This is a genomic window from Verrucomicrobiaceae bacterium, from assembly GCA_016713035.1.
In the GTDB taxonomy this organism is placed as follows: Bacteria; Verrucomicrobiota; Verrucomicrobiia; order Verrucomicrobiales; family Verrucomicrobiaceae; genus Prosthecobacter.
Map to the genome: position 1 here is coordinate 261,902 of JADJPW010000006.1, position 19,485 is coordinate 281,386.

General features: G+C 57.6%; 18 protein-coding genes and 1 tRNA gene. 7 read left to right on the forward strand and 12 right to left on the reverse strand.

Features of this window, described 5'->3' with window-relative positions:
- Positions 1–3: 3 nt before the first annotated feature.
- Positions 4–531 carry a 2-amino-4-hydroxy-6-hydroxymethyldihydropteridine diphosphokinase gene (folK, locus tag IPK32_18185; protein MBK8093846.1) on the forward strand — a complete coding sequence of 176 codons (528 nt, stop codon included), beginning with the start codon at positions 4–6 and terminating at the stop codon, positions 529–531.
- Here the strand turns inward: folK and IPK32_18190 are convergent.
- Positions 512–898 (reverse strand): hypothetical protein, encoded by a 387-nt coding sequence (locus tag IPK32_18190; GenBank protein MBK8093847.1) that lies wholly within the window; start codon positions 896–898, stop codon positions 512–514. The two genes, folK and IPK32_18190, sit on opposite strands and share 20 nt — an antisense overlap.
- 61 nt (positions 899–959) lie before the next feature.
- Positions 960–2,528 carry a glucose-6-phosphate isomerase gene (locus IPK32_18195; protein ID MBK8093848.1) on the reverse strand — a complete coding sequence of 523 codons (1,569 nt, stop codon included), beginning with the start codon at positions 2,526–2,528 and terminating at the stop codon, positions 960–962.
- A gap of 125 nt (positions 2,529–2,653) precedes the next feature.
- Here IPK32_18195 and IPK32_18200 point away from each other — a divergent pair, with 125 nt between their 5' ends.
- The gene (locus IPK32_18200; GenBank protein MBK8093849.1) at positions 2,654–3,025 is read left to right on the forward strand and encodes a Dabb family protein; all 372 of its coding nucleotides are present in this window, start codon (positions 2,654–2,656) and stop codon (positions 3,023–3,025) included.
- Here the strand turns inward: IPK32_18200 and IPK32_18205 are convergent, their stop codons facing one another.
- The 3 genes from IPK32_18205 to IPK32_18215 all read right to left on the reverse strand — a co-directional run bounded on the left by IPK32_18205 (position 3,026) and on the right by IPK32_18215 (position 5,449).
- Positions 3,026–3,313 (reverse strand): hypothetical protein, encoded by a 288-nt coding sequence (locus tag IPK32_18205; protein ID MBK8093850.1) that lies wholly within the window; start codon positions 3,311–3,313, stop codon positions 3,026–3,028.
- 105 nt (positions 3,314–3,418) lie between these two features.
- Positions 3,419–4,021 (reverse strand): hypothetical protein, encoded by a 603-nt coding sequence (locus tag IPK32_18210; GenBank protein ID MBK8093851.1) that lies wholly within the window; start codon positions 4,019–4,021, stop codon positions 3,419–3,421.
- Between the two features lie 150 nt (positions 4,022–4,171).
- Positions 4,172–5,449, reverse strand: a complete 1,278-nt coding sequence (locus tag IPK32_18215; GenBank protein MBK8093852.1) for a type II secretion system F family protein — start codon at positions 5,447–5,449, stop codon at positions 4,172–4,174.
- A 214-nt stretch (positions 5,450–5,663) separates the two neighbouring features.
- Between IPK32_18215 and IPK32_18220 the strand changes: the two genes are divergently transcribed.
- Entirely contained in the window at positions 5,664–6,656 is a 993-nt protein-coding gene (locus IPK32_18220; protein MBK8093853.1) for a hypothetical protein, read from the forward strand.
- Between the two features lie 21 nt (positions 6,657–6,677).
- On the opposite strand, the gene IPK32_18225 is transcribed toward IPK32_18220, so the two are convergent.
- Positions 6,678–6,768: transfer RNA gene (locus tag IPK32_18225), tRNA-Ser, on the reverse strand.
- Between the two features lie 107 nt (positions 6,769–6,875).
- Between IPK32_18225 and tilS the strand changes: the two genes are divergently transcribed.
- The gene (gene tilS / locus IPK32_18230; GenBank protein MBK8093854.1) at positions 6,876–7,805 is read left to right on the forward strand and encodes a tRNA lysidine(34) synthetase TilS; all 930 of its coding nucleotides are present in this window, start codon (positions 6,876–6,878) and stop codon (positions 7,803–7,805) included.
- Positions 7,806–7,811: 6 nt separating this feature from the next.
- Here the strand turns inward: tilS and IPK32_18235 are convergent, their stop codons facing one another.
- The 5 genes from IPK32_18235 to IPK32_18255 form a co-directional block, all read right to left on the reverse strand.
- Positions 7,812–8,261: a YkgJ family cysteine cluster protein gene (locus tag IPK32_18235; protein ID MBK8093855.1), complete on the reverse strand. Its 450-nt coding sequence runs from the start codon at positions 8,259–8,261 to the stop codon at positions 7,812–7,814.
- Positions 8,262–8,263: 2 nt separating this feature from the next.
- Positions 8,264–9,532 carry a glutamate-5-semialdehyde dehydrogenase gene (locus IPK32_18240; GenBank protein MBK8093856.1) on the reverse strand — a complete coding sequence of 423 codons (1,269 nt, stop codon included), beginning with the start codon at positions 9,530–9,532 and terminating at the stop codon, positions 8,264–8,266.
- A gap of 204 nt (positions 9,533–9,736) precedes the next feature.
- Entirely contained in the window at positions 9,737–10,903 is a 1,167-nt protein-coding gene (locus tag IPK32_18245; GenBank protein ID MBK8093857.1) for a terpene cyclase/mutase family protein, read from the reverse strand.
- Between the two features lie 143 nt (positions 10,904–11,046).
- Positions 11,047–12,813, reverse strand: coding sequence for a hypothetical protein (locus tag IPK32_18250; protein MBK8093858.1), 1,767 nt, complete (start codon positions 12,811–12,813; stop codon positions 11,047–11,049).
- Positions 12,814–13,193: 380 nt separating this feature from the next.
- A complete protein-coding gene (locus IPK32_18255; GenBank protein ID MBK8093859.1) occupies positions 13,194–15,242 on the reverse strand; it encodes a threonine--tRNA ligase in 2,049 nt (682 codons plus the stop codon).
- A 73-nt stretch (positions 15,243–15,315) separates the two neighbouring features.
- Here IPK32_18255 and IPK32_18260 point away from each other — a divergent pair, with 73 nt between their 5' ends.
- Both IPK32_18260 and IPK32_18265 read left to right on the forward strand, forming a co-directional pair.
- Positions 15,316–16,236 (forward strand): ABC transporter permease, encoded by a 921-nt coding sequence (locus tag IPK32_18260; GenBank protein MBK8093860.1) that lies wholly within the window; start codon positions 15,316–15,318, stop codon positions 16,234–16,236.
- On the forward strand, positions 16,229–17,200 hold the full coding sequence (locus IPK32_18265; GenBank protein MBK8093861.1) for an ABC transporter permease: 972 nt from the start codon (positions 16,229–16,231) through the stop codon (positions 17,198–17,200). Before IPK32_18260 ends, IPK32_18265 begins: the two co-directional genes overlap by 8 nt.
- Before the next feature lie 3 nt (positions 17,201–17,203).
- On the opposite strand, the gene IPK32_18270 is transcribed toward IPK32_18265, so the two are convergent.
- The gene (locus IPK32_18270; protein MBK8093862.1) at positions 17,204–18,730 is read right to left on the reverse strand and encodes an MFS transporter; all 1,527 of its coding nucleotides are present in this window, start codon (positions 18,728–18,730) and stop codon (positions 17,204–17,206) included.
- Between the two features lie 196 nt (positions 18,731–18,926).
- Here IPK32_18270 and IPK32_18275 point away from each other — a divergent pair, with 196 nt between their 5' ends.
- Positions 18,927–19,406 (forward strand): transcriptional repressor, encoded by a 480-nt coding sequence (locus IPK32_18275; GenBank protein ID MBK8093863.1) that lies wholly within the window; start codon positions 18,927–18,929, stop codon positions 19,404–19,406.
- The last annotated feature ends 79 nt before the right edge of the window (positions 19,407–19,485 follow it).

Genomic DNA, 19,485 nt, shown 5'->3' on the forward strand with positions numbered 1-19,485 from the left:
CTTATGCTCTACGGTATTGCTCTCGGCTCAAATCTGGGTTCACGTCTGGAAAATCTCCAACGTGGAGTTGCGCTTCTGCTGGAGCGTTTGCCTGCTAAAGTCACAGCCCAGGCTCCAGTTTACGAAACAGCCCCTGTGGATTGTGGTCCAGAGGCAGAGTCGTTTTTGAATTCTGTAATCGAAATCGAGACGGCGTTGGAACCACACGAGTTGCACAGCCACCTCAAACGAATCGAGAATGACCTGGGGCGGCCCGAAAAGAGGGGTAGGAATGCACCCCGCACCTTGGATTTAGACATTCTCTATGCAGGGGGGCTCCAAATCGCCGATGAAATACTCACCATTCCGCACCCCCGACTGCATGAGCGGCGCTTTGTGCTTCAGCCCTTGGCCGATATCCGGCCTAATTTGGTACTGCCCGGCAGATCGCAGAAGGTAGGTGATCTGCTGAACGCCTTGCCACCTAACTCAGAGGTGAATAGGGTGTCGGAAACGATTTTGGGGTCAGAAGTTATTTGGTCATGGGAATAGCGACACGGGCAGCGTCAGGATTATTCCCGTTGATTTTGCTGATCTCACTTTGCTGCATCATGAGTTCTTGCACTTCCTTGGCGTCCCTACCGTCGAAACGATGCCGAAGAGGGTGTGTGACCATGAGAACGACACAGACCACATCAGCCACCAGAATGGCCATGGCAATGAAAATACCGTAGCGCTTGAGGGACTCATCGATCACCTTGTTTTTGTTAACGGAAAAATTTTCCGATTTGGAAAACATGGATTGGAAGAGCCTACGCCATCCACGGGGTTCGCGTGCGATGCTGAACGTCCAAAGGAATAGAGCCGTCAGGACAATGACGGCGATTTGAAGTTCAATCGGATACTTGGAGGTGTCCATGCGGTAGCTATGCGGGTGCGAGGATTAGATGGCGCGTCGTGCTCATGCAATCATAGAATTGTCATTCCTGGATGAATCGGTCCTCTGCTGCGCCGCCACCTAGCTCCGCTACACGGCAACCGCCGTTGGCAGCAAGGTGGGAGAGCATGTGCCATGCATCTTCAGGATCAATGGAGAGCCGTTTCGCTACATCGGCGGCTGTGAGCGGCTCATTAACGCTGCGCAAGACTGCACGGACGGAGCTCAGCTGCTGCAAAAACACCGTGGCGGCCTTTTTCCCGGCCTCCACCCCAGGCTGGTGGTAGGCGTTTACGTGAATCAGACTGGCATAGAATCCGACGGCACGTTCGAATAGCGCGATCAGCATCCCCAAGGTGCGGGCGCTGACTTCATCGATGGTGAGGGTGATGCTTTCCCGGCCCTTTTCAGCAAGAGCCTGGCGAGTTCCACGCAGGAATCCCTGTAAATAGTCTCCGCTGGTGAAACCTGGCTCGACTTCGATACTCGCTGTGTCTCGGGACTTCCGCACCTCAATAAAAGTGGCGAAAAAGTTATTCACACCGTCGCGGAGTTGTTGCACATAGGCATGCTGGTCCGTGCTACCTTTATTCCCATAGACGGCGATACCTTGATTGACCACGGAACCGGAGAGATCGTGTTCTTTGCCCAGGCTTTCCATGACGAGTTGCTGGAGGTATTTGCTGAAGAGCACGAGCCTATCTTTGTAGGGCAGCACGACCATGTCCTTGAGCCCTTTACCGCCACCTGCGTGGTGCCACATGAGGGCGAGTAACATCGCGGCGTTTTCACGAGCAGGGCGCCCACGTGTCTCTGCATCCATAGCCGCTGCACCATCGAGAAGACCGCGCACATCGACACCCTGGAGTGCGGCGGCGATGGTGCCGACGGTGCTCATCACGCTGGTGCGGCCGCCTACCCAGTCCCACATGGGGAAACGGGTTAGCCAACCCTGCGACAGGGCATGTTTATCGAGTTCACTGCCGAGCCCCGTGATTGCCACTGTGTGCTTTGCAAAGTCGATGCCGGCTTTTTGATAAGCGGCAGCAGCTTCCAGCATCCCGTTACGAGTCTCTTTGGTTCCGCCAGATTTTGATACGACCAGTGTGAGTGTAGTGGCTAATTCGTTGCCGATTTCCGCGAGGACTCGGTCCATGCCATCGGGGTCCGTATTGTCAAAGAAGCTAATTGCTAGCGGTGGATTCACTGGGGCGACAGCCTGCGCCACGAGTTGTGGCCCCAGGGCAGAGCCGCCGATGCCAACGACAAGAACACGGGAGAATTTCTTGCCGTTTGCAGCGTGAATTGATCCGGCATGCACCGCTGAGGCGAAGTTCAGTGCGGCTTCCAGCGTCGAATCGATTTCTTGGCGGATTGCAGCATCTGGGGCGATTTTTGAGTTGCGCAGCCAGTAGTGGCCGACCATGCGATTTTCATCGGGATTGGCGATTGCGCCTGCTTCTAGCTCTTTCATCTCTTTAAAAGCGAGATCGATTTTCCCAGCCATTTTGGTGAAAAATCCTTCCTCAAAGTTCATGCGACTAATGTCGATGGAGAATCCCAGAGAGGTATAGCGGATGAAGTATTTCTGAAATCGGTCCCAATGGCTCATAAGATGAAGATGGATAAGGTGAAGCGATCTTTACGGAGCACTGTCGGAGTCACGAGGCAACTTCTTTGCGTGCGAGCTGCTCTCTGTCTTGACGTTCGATTTTCCCTGTCTTTGACTACCGAATGATGCGAAACCGATTTTTCACCCTTCTAGCTCTTACCGTTATGATGATTTCCAATGTCGCTGCCGCCGAGGCACCTTATCGCCATGTCGTCTTTTTTAAATTCAAGGAAGGCGCTACGGCTGAGCAGGTGCAGGGGATTGAGAAAGCCTTTGGAGAGTTGGCCAAAAAGATTGAAACCGTGAAAGCTTTTGAGTGGGGGACCAATGTCAGCCCTGAGGGGCTCGCTGATGGCTTCACTCACTGCTTTTTGGTTACTTTTGCCGACAAGGCAGGTTTAGAGGCTTATTTGCCACATGCTGAGCACCAAGTCTTTGTTTCGAAGCTGAAACCGCTGCTCGATAAGGTCTGCGTCCTCGACTACGTGGCACGCTAATTAGCGCTTTAGCCGCTGGGGCTGCCCTTGCACCTTGTCGATTTCGTCACGGTTGAGTTCAACTTCACGTTCAAAGCGGGTTTTTTCTCGTCTTTGCTCACGAACTAGATCGATCGTCCAAAAAATGCCACTGAGGCTGGTCGCAAGCAGCAAGACAAAGAGAATGTAACAGACAATGGACATCTGTAATTCCTGTACACGCCGCACCTCGCGGATCTGTATCGACATCGAGCACTCCGAGCAGATCCATCCACCAAAGACGCCAAACGCGCGGATCTCGTGCGACATTTAGCGCCCAGAAGCTGGTGAATAGGGCCAGAATGGAGGCGATACAAAGACTGATAGGCATGGTTCACTCATGAATCATGAAGACCTGACTGCCAAGTGGCTGTTTTACCAGTTTTTAATCCACTTGTTGGCTGATGTTGGGCTGTCCTGTGTATCCAGAGAACGCATTGTCGTGTTTTGCTCATCATCTGCATAGGACCAGAGGTCGTAAGTGGAATTGATCGTGAGAGGCTCAGGTGCAACTCCTCCCACAGCCACGGCAGCTTTGATGTACTGGAATGGGTTGTTGAAGGCGTCAATGATCATGTAGCTCTCTCCGATTTTGCGCCACATGGCTGGTGGCATGTCTTTAAATAGCACTTGCGAGATTTCCTCTGTGGTGAAATTCCCATCAGATTGAGGGCTGGCGCCTTCTGCGGCGCTATTTTCACCACCTTTGATGGCGTCAAATCCATCTCCGCGCAATGCTTGGTAGAGGCATTTGGCTCCACCTACTGTGAAGGTTTTTCCTGGCCGCACTTCATAGGTCTCATCCGTCGAGGCTGGCTCTGGATATTCACCATATTTGTCCAGATACTCTTCGAGGGTGGACTCCACTGCGGTCATGGTGGCCTCAGTAGTTCGGCGTTTAGAGCCCTTCATGGCATAATTGTAGCCGCCAATGGTTAGCGCTGCGAGGACCATGATGATCGAGATGACGATCATCATTTCCGCAAGGGTGAAGCCGGAGTTGGTGCGTGAAGAAACACGGATTTTCATGGTAATGTTCATCCTGGGGTTAGTGGGTGTTCGTCATTTCAGGTGGGGGCGGCGTTCAAATCCAATGAGTCAAACGCCACCTACCTGATTTCTGTAGGGCTAGCCGCCGCCACCACCGCTGAGGTTCTTGATCACGTCGATGAGTGGGAGGAAGAGAGCCAGCACGATCACGCCGACGACCAGCGCCAGCACGACGATCATGAGAGGCTCCAGCATTGAAGTAAGTGCGGAAACGGAGTTATCCACCTCGTCTTCATACACATCAGCGATTTTCAGAAGCATCTCGGGGAGCTGGCCGGTTTCCTCGCCCACGTCCACCATGGAGATCACCATGGGCGGGAAAACGCCACTACCTTCCAGCGGAGCGACCATGGATTCACCTTCTTTGACGGCGTCATGCACTTTGGCAATAGCGTCAGACACGACGACGTTGCCTGCTGTATCACGCGTAATATTGAGAGCCTGGAGGATCGGCACGCCAGAGGTCACAAGTGTGCCCAGTGTGCGGGTGAAGCGGGAAATGGCCGTCTTGCGCTGGACATCGCCAAAGAGTGGCAATTTCAGCTTCATGCTATCGATCCAGCGGCGACCACCCTTTGTGGCAGCCATGGCACGCCACAGAAGGAAGATGGCGATCAGCACTGCTGAGATGTGGAAGATGTACTCATACATCCAGCGGCTGAAACCGATGACGATTTTGGTCAGTTCTGGCAGCTTGTCCTTTGAGCCGAGCATGTCCTCGAAAATGGTCTCAAAGCGCGGCACGATGACCAGCATGAGGAAGACCATGATGCCTGCTGCGATGCACATCACGATGATGGGATACACCATCGCCGCGACGATCTTGTTTTTGAGCTTCTGCGCTTTTTCTTGGTATTCTGCTAGACGGTTGAGGACGAGTTCGAGCACACCACCGAGCTCCCCGGCCTTCACCATGTTCACATAAAGCTTATTAAAGATGCGCGGGTATTGCTGGAGGCTTTCGGAGAAGGTGCTGCCGGTCTGCACATTTTCTGCCAGCGTATTGATCGTGGCCTTCATCACGGGGATGGGCTCCTGGCGGCCTAGCACGGTGAGTCCACGCAGGAGAGGCAAGCCGGAATCGATCAGTGTGGCGAGCTGTCGGGTGAATATCATCAGCACCTTGCCCTTCACGCGGGCATTGGCACCCACGCGGACGACTTTTTCCTTACCCTTCGTGGACTTGGCCTTCTTTTTGATTGCCGCAGCGGCACCTGCGCCTTCGGCGGCTACCTGTGTGGGATACAGGCCGCCAGCGCGGAGCTGATTGTAGGCGTCGGCTTCTGAGGCGGCGTCGAGATCTCCGGTAGTCTCCTGACCGTTCTGATCGAGGGCGATGTAATGGAACTTGGGCATAGATGGATGTGAAAAAGAGTCCGCAGCGCGGAAATAAGCAAAGAGGAAATCCAGATTACCGGGATGGCTGGCCTTCTGTCCAACATTTTTTCTCCTCTTATCTCTTCATTCTTCCATGAATCCACCTGGCGCAGGGTTGCACAGGCCAGGATGAGGAGTAGGACAGGCCACTGAGCGCTGTTTCGCGCTTATTTCACCCTACTCACTTCACCGCGTGCCTTTTAAAGCCGAACATGCCCTCAGCCTCCTCGCAAGAGCCCGTGACAATGGTCGTCTGGGGCATGCCTACCTCATCAGTGGTCCGAAAGAGGCACGCCTTGAGTTTTTTGCCGCTGGGGTGCTCGATATGCTTACGGGGGTAAAAAGCGGCAGCCTCGATTCCTGGGAGGGCAGGGGGGCTGTCATCCTCCGTCCTCAGAGTAAATCACGCCGCATCACCATCGGGGATGACGGTGACGATCCAGGCACGATCCGCTTTTTGGAAAAACGCATCCGCCAAGTAGCTGCCGCTGATGGTTGGAAGCTCGGCGTCATCGTCGATGCCGAGCGCATGAACGTCCAGGCGCAGAATGCCTTCCTGAAGACCCTCGAAGAGCCGCCGCCGCGCACCCTGTTGCTGCTCCTCAGCACCCAGCCCCAGCAGCTCCTTCCGACCATTCAGTCCCGCGTCATCGAAATCGCTCTCATGCCGCCGCCGGGAGCTCGCCAGTTCTCCGAGCACGAGCGAAAGCTCCTCATCGTACTCGAAAAAATGACCGCACGCTCCACTGGCTCACTTTCAGGAGCTTTGGCCGTGAAGACAGAGTTCGAGACCATTTTGGAAGAACTCCATGAGGACATCAAAAAGCGCCACGAAGCCGGATTTGAGCGCGATCAGGAACATTATGGCAAAACCACTGACGGCGTTTGGCTCCGTCAGCGTGAGGAACAAGTGGAGGCCGCCATCGAGGCCGACTACCTCCAGCACCGCACGGCTCTCATGGATCTGCTCTTGTCCTGGTTTGGCGATGTAGCACGGCAGCAAGCCGGGGCCGAGCACCTGGACCTCCCGCTGAATCAGAAAGCTACCGCTACGCTTGGCCAGCGCTGGTCGCCCGGAGAGGTCACTCGCCGCATTCAGACTCTGCGCCAGCTCGACAGCCATCTCCACACGAACGTGAATGAAGGCCTCGCCCTCGAAGTCTGCTTCATCCAGGCTTTTGCCTGATTTTCCCTCTTCAGAGGGAGGTGGCGGAGAGAGAGGGATTCGAACCCTCGGTAGCTGTTAAGGCTACGCATCTTTAGCAAAGATGTGCTTTCGACCACTCAGCCATCTCTCCAATTGCTCGGTTGGCCGTGCGACCTGCGAACGCCTCTATTTAGCGTTTGCCGCGCCGAAGCGTCAAACGAAATGTCGGCTCAATCTCAAATGAAATTCAAATCACCCATGCTTGCGTGCCTGCCGCACGGAAAAGCCCTGCTCGGACTCTCCGGCGGGCGTGATTCCGTGGCACTCCTGCACCTCCTGCTCGCTGCTGGATGCCGTGAGCTCATTCTTTGCCATCTGAATCATCATTTGCGCGGTGCGGAGTCTGATGCCGATGCCGAGTTCGTGCGTGAGCTGGCCCGAAAAATGGCCCTTCCATGCGAAATCGCCAAAACCAACGTCAAAGGGCTCGCGAAGCGGAAAAAGCTCTCGCTCGAAACCGCCGCCCGTGAGGCCCGACACGCCTTTTTTCGCCGAATGAGCCGAAAACACGGCACACAGGCTGTTTTGCTCGCTCACCATGCCGATGACCAGGCGGAGACCATTCTGGGCAATGTCCTACGGGGGTGTGGGCTCGATGGACTCGGCGGCATGCGCCTCTCCACCGTGCTGGAGGATGGACTCCTTTTGCTACGACCGCTTTTGCTCACCACGCGGGCTCAGATCGATGCCTATTTGGCTTCTCACCGCCTGAAATGGCGTGATGACAGCAGCAATGACTCTGCCGAGTACCGCCGGAATCGCCTTCGTCATGAGGCTTTGCCGTTGCTCTCGGACGTGGCGGGGCGTGAGGTCGCTCCGTTGCTCAATCGCCTGGGCAGTCTCGCGGCGCAGGACGAAGCATGCCTCAATCGCCTCGCCAGCGCTGAATTGGCCACTTTTCAGCGTCCAGATGGCCTGCACGACCTGCGGCGGCTCTCCACGCTCGATCCAGCGCTGCTCTCCCGCCTCCTCGCCATCTGGATGCGTGATTCTCTACGACTTTCAGGCATCGGATTTGATGAAATCCAGCGTGCGATGCACATGCTTGCCCCTGGTGGTCCCGCGAAGATTAATCTACCCGGCGGGCATCACTTGCGGCGCAAAGCGGGCCGCTTGTGGCTGGAGTAAAAGTGCTCACATTCCAGCCAGTGCAGAGTCCAAAGCACCCTCGATGGGCCGTGGGCCATCACCGCGCAGCTTTTCATCCAGAGCCTCCAGACGCTGAATGAGGTCTGCGACGTGTTTACGCGGATACATGCCGCCAGCCGCCTCACAGAAGTGTGTGCGGCAGCCAAATGGGCGATGCGCATACACCGTGCAGCGGCCATCCTGGCCCAGTAGCGGGCAGGCACCATCCGCATGCGGTTTGACTCGTGTGCGACCACTCGCCCGCACTCCTTTGGCCAAAAATAGAGCCTCGCCGCGTGTCAGCATTGGCGTGCGGCCTGTGATGCGGAACTGGCAACAACCCGTGCGCATCGCGCAATCACGCGGTAGGGCACGGCGCTCGATTTCGGCATAAATCGCACGGATTTCCGGTTCGTAGTCCACGGCGATCGCCGTGGTCTGGCGGCCTTTTTTCATGTTTAGCTGCGGATCTGGCCGTCGCCGTTCACGAGATATTTATAGCTGCAAAGCTCTGCCAACCCCATCGGGCCACGAGCGTGCAATTTATCCGTGGAAATGCCGATTTCGGCCCCGAAGCCGAACTCGCCGCCGTCGTTGAAACGAGTGCTCGCGTTGTGCAGCACCACAGCACTGTCCACTTCATGTTGGAAGCGTGCGGCGGCCTGTGCATCACGCGTGATGATGCTGTCCGTGTGGTGAGAGCCGTATTGATTGATGTGAGCGATAGCATCTTCCAAACCGGACACTGTTTTCGCAGAGAGGATGAGGTCGAGGTATTCCGTGCTCCAATCCTCCTCTGTCGCAGCTTTGGCAGGCACGCCGAGATGTGCTAGCGCCTCCGCATCGCCACGCAGCTCCACTTTGGCCTCTGCTAGCCGCTTTCCAGCCTGTGGATAAAATTTCGCGGCGATAGTGCGGTGCACCAAAATGGTCTCCAGTGCATTGCAGACGCCGGGTTTCTGACATTTCGCGTTTTCGATGATGCGCACGGCCATCTCCACATCCGCGTCTTCATGCACATACACATGGCAGACGCCGTCGTAGTGCTTGATGACGGGCATGCGGGCCGTGGAGACGACTTTTTCGATCAGCCCCTTCCCACCGCGTGGGATGATGAGGTCAATAAACTGGTCCATCCGTGCCATGTGCTCCACGCTGGCCCGGTCGGTAAATGGAATGAGCTGAATGCTATCCGGTGGCAGGCCGGCACGCTCACCACCGGCTTGGAGGGCTGCTGCGAGGGCTCGGTTGCTATCAATCGCCTCTGAGCCACCGCGTAGGATCGTCGCATTGCCAGTTTTGAAGCACAGGGATGCTGCATCCGTCGTCACATTCGGCCTGGACTCGAAAATGATGCCGATCACGCCGATGGGCACGCGCACTTTGCGAATGTGCAGCCCATTGGGGCGCGTCCACTCGCTTAGTTGCTCGCCTACAGGGTCAGGTAGCGCGGCGACCTCACGCACAGCCTCGGCGATGCCTTTGAGTCGCTTCGCATCGAGTGTGAGACGGTCAATCATCGCGGCGGAGAGGCCATTTTCTCGGGCTCGGGCCAAATCGAGCGCATTGGCAGCTAAGATGGCCTCTTGGCGTGCCATGATCTCATCGGCCATGGCACACAGAATCGTGTTTTTTTGGTCGCTGCTCAGATTGACGAGTCCACGAGAGGCTGCGCGGGCACGGCGGCCCATGTCATGGATGGCAGATTGGATGTCGGAGTCGGTCATAGGAAACGATGAATCGTGAAAAGCATGGGGCGCAAATCTACTCCGCGATGAAGGAGAAATCGCCCGCATTCAAGCTGGGCCTGTAAAAAACACGCATTTCTTCGCTGCCAAGCTCTGAGCGGAGCAGGCTAGCGTGGTTTTGGCACGAAGTGACTTCTGTCAGTGTTTCCTGACCACCTCCGTTTCGGAGTGTATGGCGATTCGTTACAACGTCTGATGGATGCGTCCGAGGGCCATGAGGATGTAGCTGGTGGTGAGGACGGAGTCGCTTTCCATCCAGCGGCCTTGGTCATTGATCCAGGAGCCGTCGCCTTTTTGGAGGTTGAGGAGCTTTTGGGCGATGTCGGCCCGCCAGTCGATGAGTTTGCCGTCTTTGGTCTTGATGAAGTCCACTCCGGCGATGGAGAGGGCTTTGCTCATGGTGTGGTAGTAATAGTAGAGGCCCTGGGCTCCGAGGCCGGGATTTTCCTCGACAGTGTAGTTTTTCTGGAGCCATTCGAGCACGGCTTTGACGCGGGGATCATTCTTGTCGAGTCCGGCGTAGATGAAGCTGAGCAGGCCCGCATAGCTGATGCTGCCGTAGCTGCGGAGTGAGACGGTGCCATCGGGGTTTTCCACTTTGGCACCACGGGTTTCGGTTGGGTTGTAGATGAAGCCGCCAGCGTCAGCGGGGTCTTTGCTGACCCAGGCGGATTTATTGCTTTCGGGGCGGTTTTGACAGCGCTGGATGAAGTCGATCGCGGCGGCGAAATTGAGCTGGGGCTCACCAGCGGCCTTCTCTGGCTTGTCGGCGAAGAGAGTCTGCGCGTAGTAGAGGGCTTCGAGGGCGAAGGTGGTGTTGGAAAGGTCGGCGTGGGTGGCCTTTTCTTCGCCGTAGCCGATGCCGCCGTCGGTGGGGGCGTCGTTTTTGCCTTTTTCATCGAGATCGAGCTGGCGGCTGACCAGGTAGCGGCGTGCTTTGAGCATGATTTGCTCGTTTTCAAGCTTCGGGTTCAGCAGCAGGGCCGTGAGGGCGATAGCGGTGTTGTAGGTGGCGCGGGCTTTGATGCAGATGCTGCCGTCTGGTTTGGCGTTGCTGATGAGGTAGGCGCAGGCTTTTTCGACATGGGCGGGCACGGGATCGCCAGGTTTGCGGTTCGGGTCGAGCATGAAGCTGGCGACGGCGAGGCCGGTTTGGGCGACGGGCTCGGCCTCTCCCCATTGACCTGTCTGGGGATTTTGTTTGCCAAGGAGGTAGCGTAGGCCCCTCTCGCTGGCGAGGCGTAGCTCTTGCTTGAGAGACTCGTGCCGTGGTGGCTGAGTTGTGGTCTGCGCCAATAGGGTGGTGGCCGCAGTGGCGAGGAGGAGGGTGAGGGTGGTGCGCTTTTTCATAAGATGATGGGAGATCATTGGATATAAGTGCTGCGGGTCAATGCGGAAGGCTGTCGCTGGCTGGCTCTGGGGCAGTTCTTGACCGCTCGGGCCTATACGATGAGCGTTTCTTGCCCGTTGAAGCGGCTGGGCGGCGGTCCTCCTTATGGCTGGGCGGGCTTGTAGGGCTGGAACTTCATCTTAAAAAGGCCGGGGAGCTGCGGGTCTTTTTCCAGGAGAAAATCGAGTTCATGCTGCTCTCGGTAGTATTGCCGGAGGGCGGTGGCGTATTGATAAAATTCCGCCTCTTTGGGCTGCTGGACGAAATAGACATGCGGCTGGCGTGCGATGGCAAGATAGGGGGCCTCCGCGTCGAGTCCGATGGAGGTGAGGTAGCGATGCAAGTGCGGGGACTGATTCAGCCAGCCGAGGGAGATGACTTTCGCATCGGCGAGGGGGAGCGAGTGGATGGGACGCAACGGGGAGAGGCTATCGACAGCGATGGCCCCGCCGACATTGTAGAGAACGGCATCTGGCGGGAGGTGGCGCCGCCAGGCGGCTAGGCGCTGTTCGATGCCAGTGGCATTTTTCTCAGCGAAACCCGTCCAGGCCACGCAATACAGGTGAAAGGTCTGCAATGGATAGATCAGTAAAGCGAGACCGAGCAGGCCCAGGAGCCGTCTTTTTCGGTCATCGAGAGGATACTCATCCGCACTGGCTGGGAGGCACAGGAGCAGCAGCGTGCTCCAGTTGGCAAAAAGAATGCCCACGGCCATGACTCGCAGCGGGAGGCGATTCACGATGCCATCGAGATACAGCAGGAGTAGAAAGACACTTCCCCAAACACACGCGATCACGCCGAAGCGCCGCCAACCCCACGCATGCAGCAGGAGTAAGCTAGCGGGTAAAGCCCAAAACAGCGCATGGAGCTGGATGGTCTTGCTGATTTTGGTCAAAAGATCCGCGAGCATGCTCTGACTACTCTTTGCCCCATCCGCACCTGCTCCTGGCAGCGTCAGCGCCTCCTGGACGGCAGTGGCGAGTTTTTCGGGCACGATGCGCTGGGAGTCCAGATACTGCCAGCTAGCCAGCATGTCATAATCGTTCCGTGTGATGCCATGGCGGGCAAAAACGGGCGCTGTGACCTCATTCCAGACGACGCGTTGGGTGTCGATGATTTCAGATTTTGCGGTGTTCAGCGTCTGCCACCGCTGCCAGCCCGCATCACCATAGTACAGCCCTGCTGAAAGCCGTACCAGAGCCAGCACGGCTGCCAGCGTGAGGAGGGCAGGGGCCATCCGCCGCCACGCGATGCTGCTCAGGTAAAAAACGCCGCCCCAGAGTGGCAGAGAAAGCACTGCGACCATCAGAGCACTGTCGAGACGCAGCATCGCCCCGATGAGCAGCATCACCAGAGTCACGCCACGCTCAAAAAGGCGTATGCGGCCATCCGTAGCCGGTTGGAGGACCTGTGAGAGCCCCAAGACCGTCCCCGCCGTGAAACAGAGCCCAGCGACGAGAGTAAACTGCACATTCGTCATGCAAAGCCCCGTCGCCGTCGCCACGAGCAGGATCAAAAACAGGCGCAGCATCCCTGAGCGTCGCACCCGCAGCACCGCCGCATGCAGGGATGTCAGTGCCAGCGCGGTGAGCGTGAGCAGCACCACGCCATGCCAGCCTACATCCGGCCATAAACGGTAGAGGCGACTGAGAACCTCACCATAAAGTGGATGAATGAAAAGGAGCAGCGCGGAAGGCTCAGCAGAGGACCACACACCAGCCGCGATCATGTCCATGCCCATGTCATCATTGCTCTCATAGGATGGCCTGCCGATGAAAAGAAGGAAGGCGCTAGAGCAAAGGGGCGAGGTCAGGAGTGCCTCTAGCCAGATGGATAAGCTAGAGCGCAGGGAGGGGGAGGGAGACGACATTGGCACAAAACTTACCCAACTGGCTGCCGTGAAGTCCAACGAAATTCATTTCTGTGCTCCAGATGGAGCTAGCGTATCTCCTGTAGCATAGCAGAAGACGCCTGAATCCTTGTTCCTCACAACGCCGACATGGAGTTTTTTTGCAAAGCTCCAAACCGACGTCTCAATAACTCACATCTTCCAAGAAGTCTTCACGCCACTCGTCCTCACTCTGGAACATGTGCCTTTGTAAAAACCAACTGCTTCCCCACTTGGGCATGAGAACGCTGTTGAAGTAGAAATTCCAAGGGTAGTCCTTGTCAGGGTAACTGTCTCGGCAGTCAGTCATTTTGAAAGATGCCGGGTGGGCGCTTCTAGGTTTCAGAATCACCTCAATGGCATCAAAGCCTGCGCTCCTTCACCTCCGCCGTGATCTCGTTCACGAAGTCCGCGAGCGGCTTCACACCGAGATCACCGCGTTTCGCGTGGCGGACGGCCACACTTTGCGCTGCGGCTTCTTTTTCGCCGATGACGAGCATGTAGGGGATCTTGTCGAGCTGGGCGTTGCGGATCTTGGCACCGATTTTATCGGCGGCGTTGTCGAGCGTGACGCGGAGTCCGGCGGCTTTGAGTTGGTTGAGAGCTTCGCTGGCGAATTCGTCGCTCTTTTCGCTGATGGTGAGCACGCGGACCTGCTCGGGGGCGAGCCAGGCGGGGAAGTGACCGGCGAAGTGCTCGATGAGCACGCCGCAGAAGCGCTCCATGCTGCCAAACGGCGCACGGTGGATCATGACGGGACGGTGCGGCTTGTTGTCGGGGCCGATGTAGCTGAGGTCAAAGCGCACGGGCAGGACGTAATCGACCTGCACGGTGCCGAGCTGCCATTCGCGACCGATGACGTCCTTGATGACGAAGTCGATCTTCGGGCCGTAGAAGGCGGCTTCGCCGGGTTCTTCAGTGAAGGGCACGCCGAGGGTGGCGGCGGCTTTGCGGCAGGCGTCTTCAGCCGCGTCCCACTTGGCGGGATCGCCGGTGAACTTGCTGCTGTCGGGATCGCGAAGGCCGACGCGGACGCGGTAGTCGTGCATGCCGAGGGTGTTGAGCACGATTTTGACGAGCGAGAGGCAGCCGAGCACCTCAGCGGCGACTTGTTCCTCGGTGCAGAAGAGGTGCGCGTCGTCCTGCGTGAAGCCGCGGACGCGGGTCATGCCGTTGAGCTCGCCACTTTGCTCCCAGCGATACACGGTGCCGAATTCGGCCAGGCGCACGGGCAGGTCGCGGTAGCTGCGCGGCTGGCTGTCGAAGATCTTGATGTGGTGCGGGCAGTTCATCGGTTTCAGCAGGAAGCCATCGAGCAGCTTGTCGTCGGGCAACACGCGGTCTTCCGGGACGACTTCGGTGCCGACACGCTCGTTGAGCTGGCTGCGCAGTTTCGCGGAGACGGCGCCGAGGCGTTCCATCACCTCGCAGCAGCCGCAGCCTTCTTTGATGACCTTGACGAGGTCGTCGTTCTCGATGACCGGGCTGAACTGGCTGTCTTTGTAATAGGGGAAGTGGCCGCTGGTCTTGTAGAGCACCGTTTTGCCGATGTGCGGCGTGAAGACCTGCGAGTAGCCCTGCTTGCGCAATTCCTCGCTGATGAAGTTTTGCAGTTCCTGGCGCAGCACGGCACCATTGGGCGTCCAGAGGATGAGGCCCTGGCCCACGTCTTCGTCGATGTGGAAGAGCTTCAATTCGCGGCCCAGCTTGCGGTGGTCGCGTTTTTTGGCCTCTTCGAGCTGCACGAGGTGCGCTTCGAGTTCTTCCTTCGAGGCGAAAGCGGTGCCGTAGAGGCGCTGGAGCTGCGGCTTCGTCTCGTCGCCCATGTAGAACGAGGAGCTGACCGACATGAGCTTCACGTTCTTGCACTTCGAGGTGTAGCCGACGTGCGGTCCGGCGCAGAGGTCGATGAACTCGCCATTGGTGAAGGTGCTGATCTGCTCGCCTTCGGGAATTTTTTCCAATAGGTCGAGTTTGAAGGTGCTCGGATTGCCTGGACGCTCGCTGAGGCCGCCGAGGCGACCGCTTTTTGCCATCGCGATGGCTTCTTCACGCGTGACGCCTTTCCACTCGAACTTCTGATTGTCTTTGGCGATCTTTTTCATCTCGGCCTCGATCTTCTCAAAGTCATCTGGCGTGATGCGGTGGTCAGGGAGGTCGAAGTCGTAGTAGAAGCCATTCTCCACGGGCGGGCCGTAGGCGAACTGGGCGTTCGGCCACAGGCGCAGGATGGCGGTGGCCATCACATGGGCACAGGAGTGGCGCAGACGGTCAATATCAGACATCTGGGCACGTTCTTCGAGGGTCTTGCGTTCGGCGGACATAGGGCGGCGCACTTGGCGCAAGGCGTGGGTGGTTTCAAGCCGCAAAGCGGAGTGGTGATGAGCTGCGAAAACATGGGTGGTGGTCATTCTGCCTTGGACGTTTGCGTTGCGCAGGGGGGCAGGGCATGATGTGGGGCCTGATTCCGGGCTAGATCGTCGCATGTTTTTATTCCTCCTCCGCCGCACCCTGAGCAGCATCGTTGTGGTGTTCTGCGTCGTGTCGCTGACGTTTTTGCTGATGCGCATCACCAAAGGCGGCCCCTTTGATCGCGAGAAGGAGCAACCGGCGGAGGTGAAGGAGCAGCTCATGCGCCAGTATCGGCTCGATGGCACGCTGTGGGAGCAGTATACGGCTTATTTGGGCCGTCTGGCGCAGTTAGATCTGGGTTTTTCGACCAAGTACCGCAATTGGCGTGTTTCCGAGCTGCTGGCGCAAAAGTTGCCGAACTCCATCGCGATCGGTTCGGTGGCGTTTTTGCTGGCGAGCACGCTGGGGGTGCTGCTGGGCAGTGTGGCTGCGATGCGGAAGGATTCGGCCTGGGACCGTGCGGCGATGCTGGTGGCGATTTTGGCCATTTCGGTGCCGACATTCATCACGGGGCCGTTTTTGATCGCGGTGTTCGCTTTATGGCTGGGATGGCTGCCTGTGGGTGGATGGGGCACGGTGCAGCAGATGATCCTGCCGTCGGTTTGCCTCGCGGGGCCGTATATTGCGTATGTGGCGCGGCTGATGCGCAATTCGCTGCTGGATGTGCTGCGTAGTGATTTTCTGCGCACAGCACGGGCTAAGGGCCTGGGTGAAACGGCCGTCGTCGCTCGCCATGCGGCAAAAATTGCCATTTTGCCGGTGATCACCTTCCTGGGGCCACTGGCGGCGAATTTGCTCACGGGCTCGATGGTCATTGAGAGTGTTTTCAACATCAGCGGCGCGGGCAGTCTGTTTGTGAATTCCATCCAGAATCGTGATGCCTTTCTGTTGGGCGGCGCAGTGATCGTGCTGTGCATCATGCTGATCGTCTTTAACCTCATCGTGGACGTGCTCTACACGCTGCTGGACAAACGCATCCAACTCCATGCCTGAAGCCACAGCCAGACCTGCGATGATTTCCCGGCCGAACAGCTGGGCGCTGCTGAGTAGGAATCGCGCGGCGCTTTTTTCGCTCTATGCACTGCTGCTGCTAGCACTCGTGGCGGTGGTGGTGCCGCTGTTATTGCCCGCAGAGTTGAAGACGACGAGCGATGGGCAATTTCTGCCACCGCTGACGGGAATGCACCTTTTGGGCACGGATTTGAATGGGCAGGATTTGTTTTATCGGCTGCTGGGTGGTGCGCGTGTGTCGCTGGGGATCGGGCTGGCGGGTGCCTTTATCAGTCTGGTGATCGGCACGCTCTACGGCATGATCAGTGGCTATGCGGGCGGCAAAGTGGATGGGCTGATGATGCGTGTGGTGGAGGTACTTTACAGTGTGCCGCGAATTCTTTTCATAATGATCCTGATCGCGGCGCTGGATGATCATGTGAAAGGCTGGCTGGATGCCGCGCGGCTCACTGCGCAGGAAAGCGGCTGGGGCAGCCTGGAGTCTCTGATGAGCGATCTCATTCCTTACAGTCGCATGCTGGTGATGGTGCTGTCTCTGGGACTGGTGGAGTGGCTCACCATGGCCCGCATCGTGCGTGGTCAGGTGCTGGTGCTGCGGGAGATGACCTTCGTCACAGCGGCGCGTGCGATGGGGCAGGGGAGCTGGGGTGTGCTGTGGCGGCATCTATTGCCGAATCTGAGCACGCTCATCCTCACCTACCTCACACTGACGATTCCGGCGGTGATTCTCGATGAGTCCTTCCTGAGCTTTTTAGGGCTGGGGATCGAAGATCCTGCCGCGAGCTGGGGCAGCCTGCTTAAGGATGGAGCACAGGTCATCAATCCCATCGACAGCAAGTGGTGGCTGCTGTTGTTTCCGGCGCTTTGCATGTCGCTGAGCCTGCTGGCGCTGAATTACCTCGGCGATGGTCTGCGGGACGCGTTTGACCCCAAGAGTGGGGAATAGCCATCAATGCGCTGAGGCGATGTCCACGGGCTTGTAGCCGCCTTTGGAGCGGAAATAGAGCCAGAGGCCGATGTAGCAAACCAGCATGAAGGTGGGCAGCATGGCGATGGTGATGAAGACACTGCGCTTGCTGGCGGCTTGCACCGTTTCGAGTTCCTTGGCCTGCGCCTCGGGTAGAGCCTTGATTTTGGCCTGATCCAGTGTGGGGCTAGGGCCGAACATGCTCGGCTTGGGCTCGCCTTTCACGGCGCTGTAAAGAGCGGCGTGCTCGGTGTTGTTGAGGCGCTTTTCCAGATCGCCATCTTGCTTGTAGCCGATGTAGGGACTGCCGAGGACGCCGAGAAAGAGCACGCCGACGGCAGAGACGCCATTGAGCGTCAAGGCACCGCCTTTCGGGAATTGCTCCGAGGTCATCCCCAGGGTGGTGGACCACAGGAAGGTCTTTCCAAAGGCATACACCGTGGACGCGGCCAGAATCGCCCAGCCTGTGGCATTGGAGAGATACAGCAGTCCCGCGATGGCGATCACCGCGCTGATGACCAGCAGACCGATGGGGGAAAAACGATGCACAATCGGTCCCGCGTAAAACCGCAGCACCGTCATGATCACCGAAACATAGACGAAGATCCACGTCGCGAAGTTCGGGAAGTCGGGACCACTGAGTTTCAGCAGCTCAGGCATCCATCCATCGGTGCCCAGCTCCGTGGTGGCCAGCGGCCCGATGGTGAAGAGCACGATGAGGAAGAGCCAGTTGCCAAGCGATCCAGTGTAAATGCCAGCGGCGATGCCGATCACGGCACCCACGATCAGCGAGGTGCTCAGGGTGGCCTCTTTGCCCATCATCTGCACCAGGGCGAAGTAGGACAACGTGCCCATGATGAAGAAGCCGATGCCGCCCACCTCACGCAGCATGTCGCGGTAGCTCACGCCAGAGGCCACACGCTCATTGACTGGGAAGGAGCGGGGCAGAATCAGCAGCGCATAAATAATGACTGGGATGAAGCACAGCGCGAAGCGGAACTGCCATACGGCTCCGAAAAACAGCTTCGTATCCGGCAGTAGCCCGCAGAAGAGAGCCCCCAGTGCCAAACCTGCTGGCCAGCCTGCATGCAGGATGTTGAGCCACTTGGACTTCTCTTTGCTAAAGACGGTGGCCACCACTGGATTGATAAAGGACTCCACGGTGCCATTGGCCACTGCGACGAGCAGCGTGCTCCAATAAAAGTCCTCATAGCCCGATGCACGCAATGTGAGAGCTAGAGAGACCGTGTGGCAGGCGATGGCAAAGCAGGCGACCGTTTTGTAGCCGATGTAGTCGATGACCAGACTGAAAAAGATGATCGAGATGGCAAAGGGCCACATGCCTGCGCCATTGATGTTGCCCTTTTGCTGCTCGGAGAGGTTAAAGCTGTCCTGCAGCTCGCCGATGGTATTGGCGCGGACACCGAAGATGAAGGACGTGGCGACTAGGGCGATGAAGCAGGCCCAGAAGAGTTTCATGTCGGCTTTGCCGGAGGCGGGATGGCTCATAAGTAGGAGATGCAGGAGGTGGCGAGGGCTTTCAGGATAAAAGGCGGCGGATTCCAGCAAAGCAGCGCCGATATGGCAATGCTTTTTTCCTGCGGAGTGCAGCCAATGCGTGAACGCATCGTGGACCTGACTTCATGCCCGTGAGCCTATGCTCTTGCCACGGCATTCAACCCCGCCTAACCTCTGGCTCTTCAACATGGATTCACGAGTCAAAGAACGCCTGGACGCCTACCTGGCCCAGCAGGGGCAGCGGCGGACAAAGCAGCGGGATGTCATCGTCGAGGCAGCTTTTGCTACCGACGATCACTTCAACGCGGACGAATTGCTCGAAAAGGTGCGGAAAATCGACCGCACGGTGTCGCGGGCTACAGTTTACCGCACCATCACACTCATGACCGAGTGCGGAGTGCTGCGTGAAGTCGATCTAGGGCGTGATCAGAAGTACTACGACCCGAACTTTCTCGATAAGCCGCTGCATAATCACCTCATCTGCCTGGACTGTGATCGTGTGGTGGAGTTCGAGGACGAGCACATCGCCCTGCTGCATGACTGCATCTCACGCCGACTGGGATTTAATCCCCAACTCAGCAGCATGCGGATCGAGGCGCATTGCGATGAGCTAGCGCGTGCCGGCATCTGCCCGCATAAGCAGGCTCGTGAGGCGGCGAAAAGCTGATGCGAGATGCCATTTTGGCTACTGCAAGCCTCTTGCCAGTGGAGAAACACGGTCTAGCCTCCGCGCCGTCCCAGCGCCA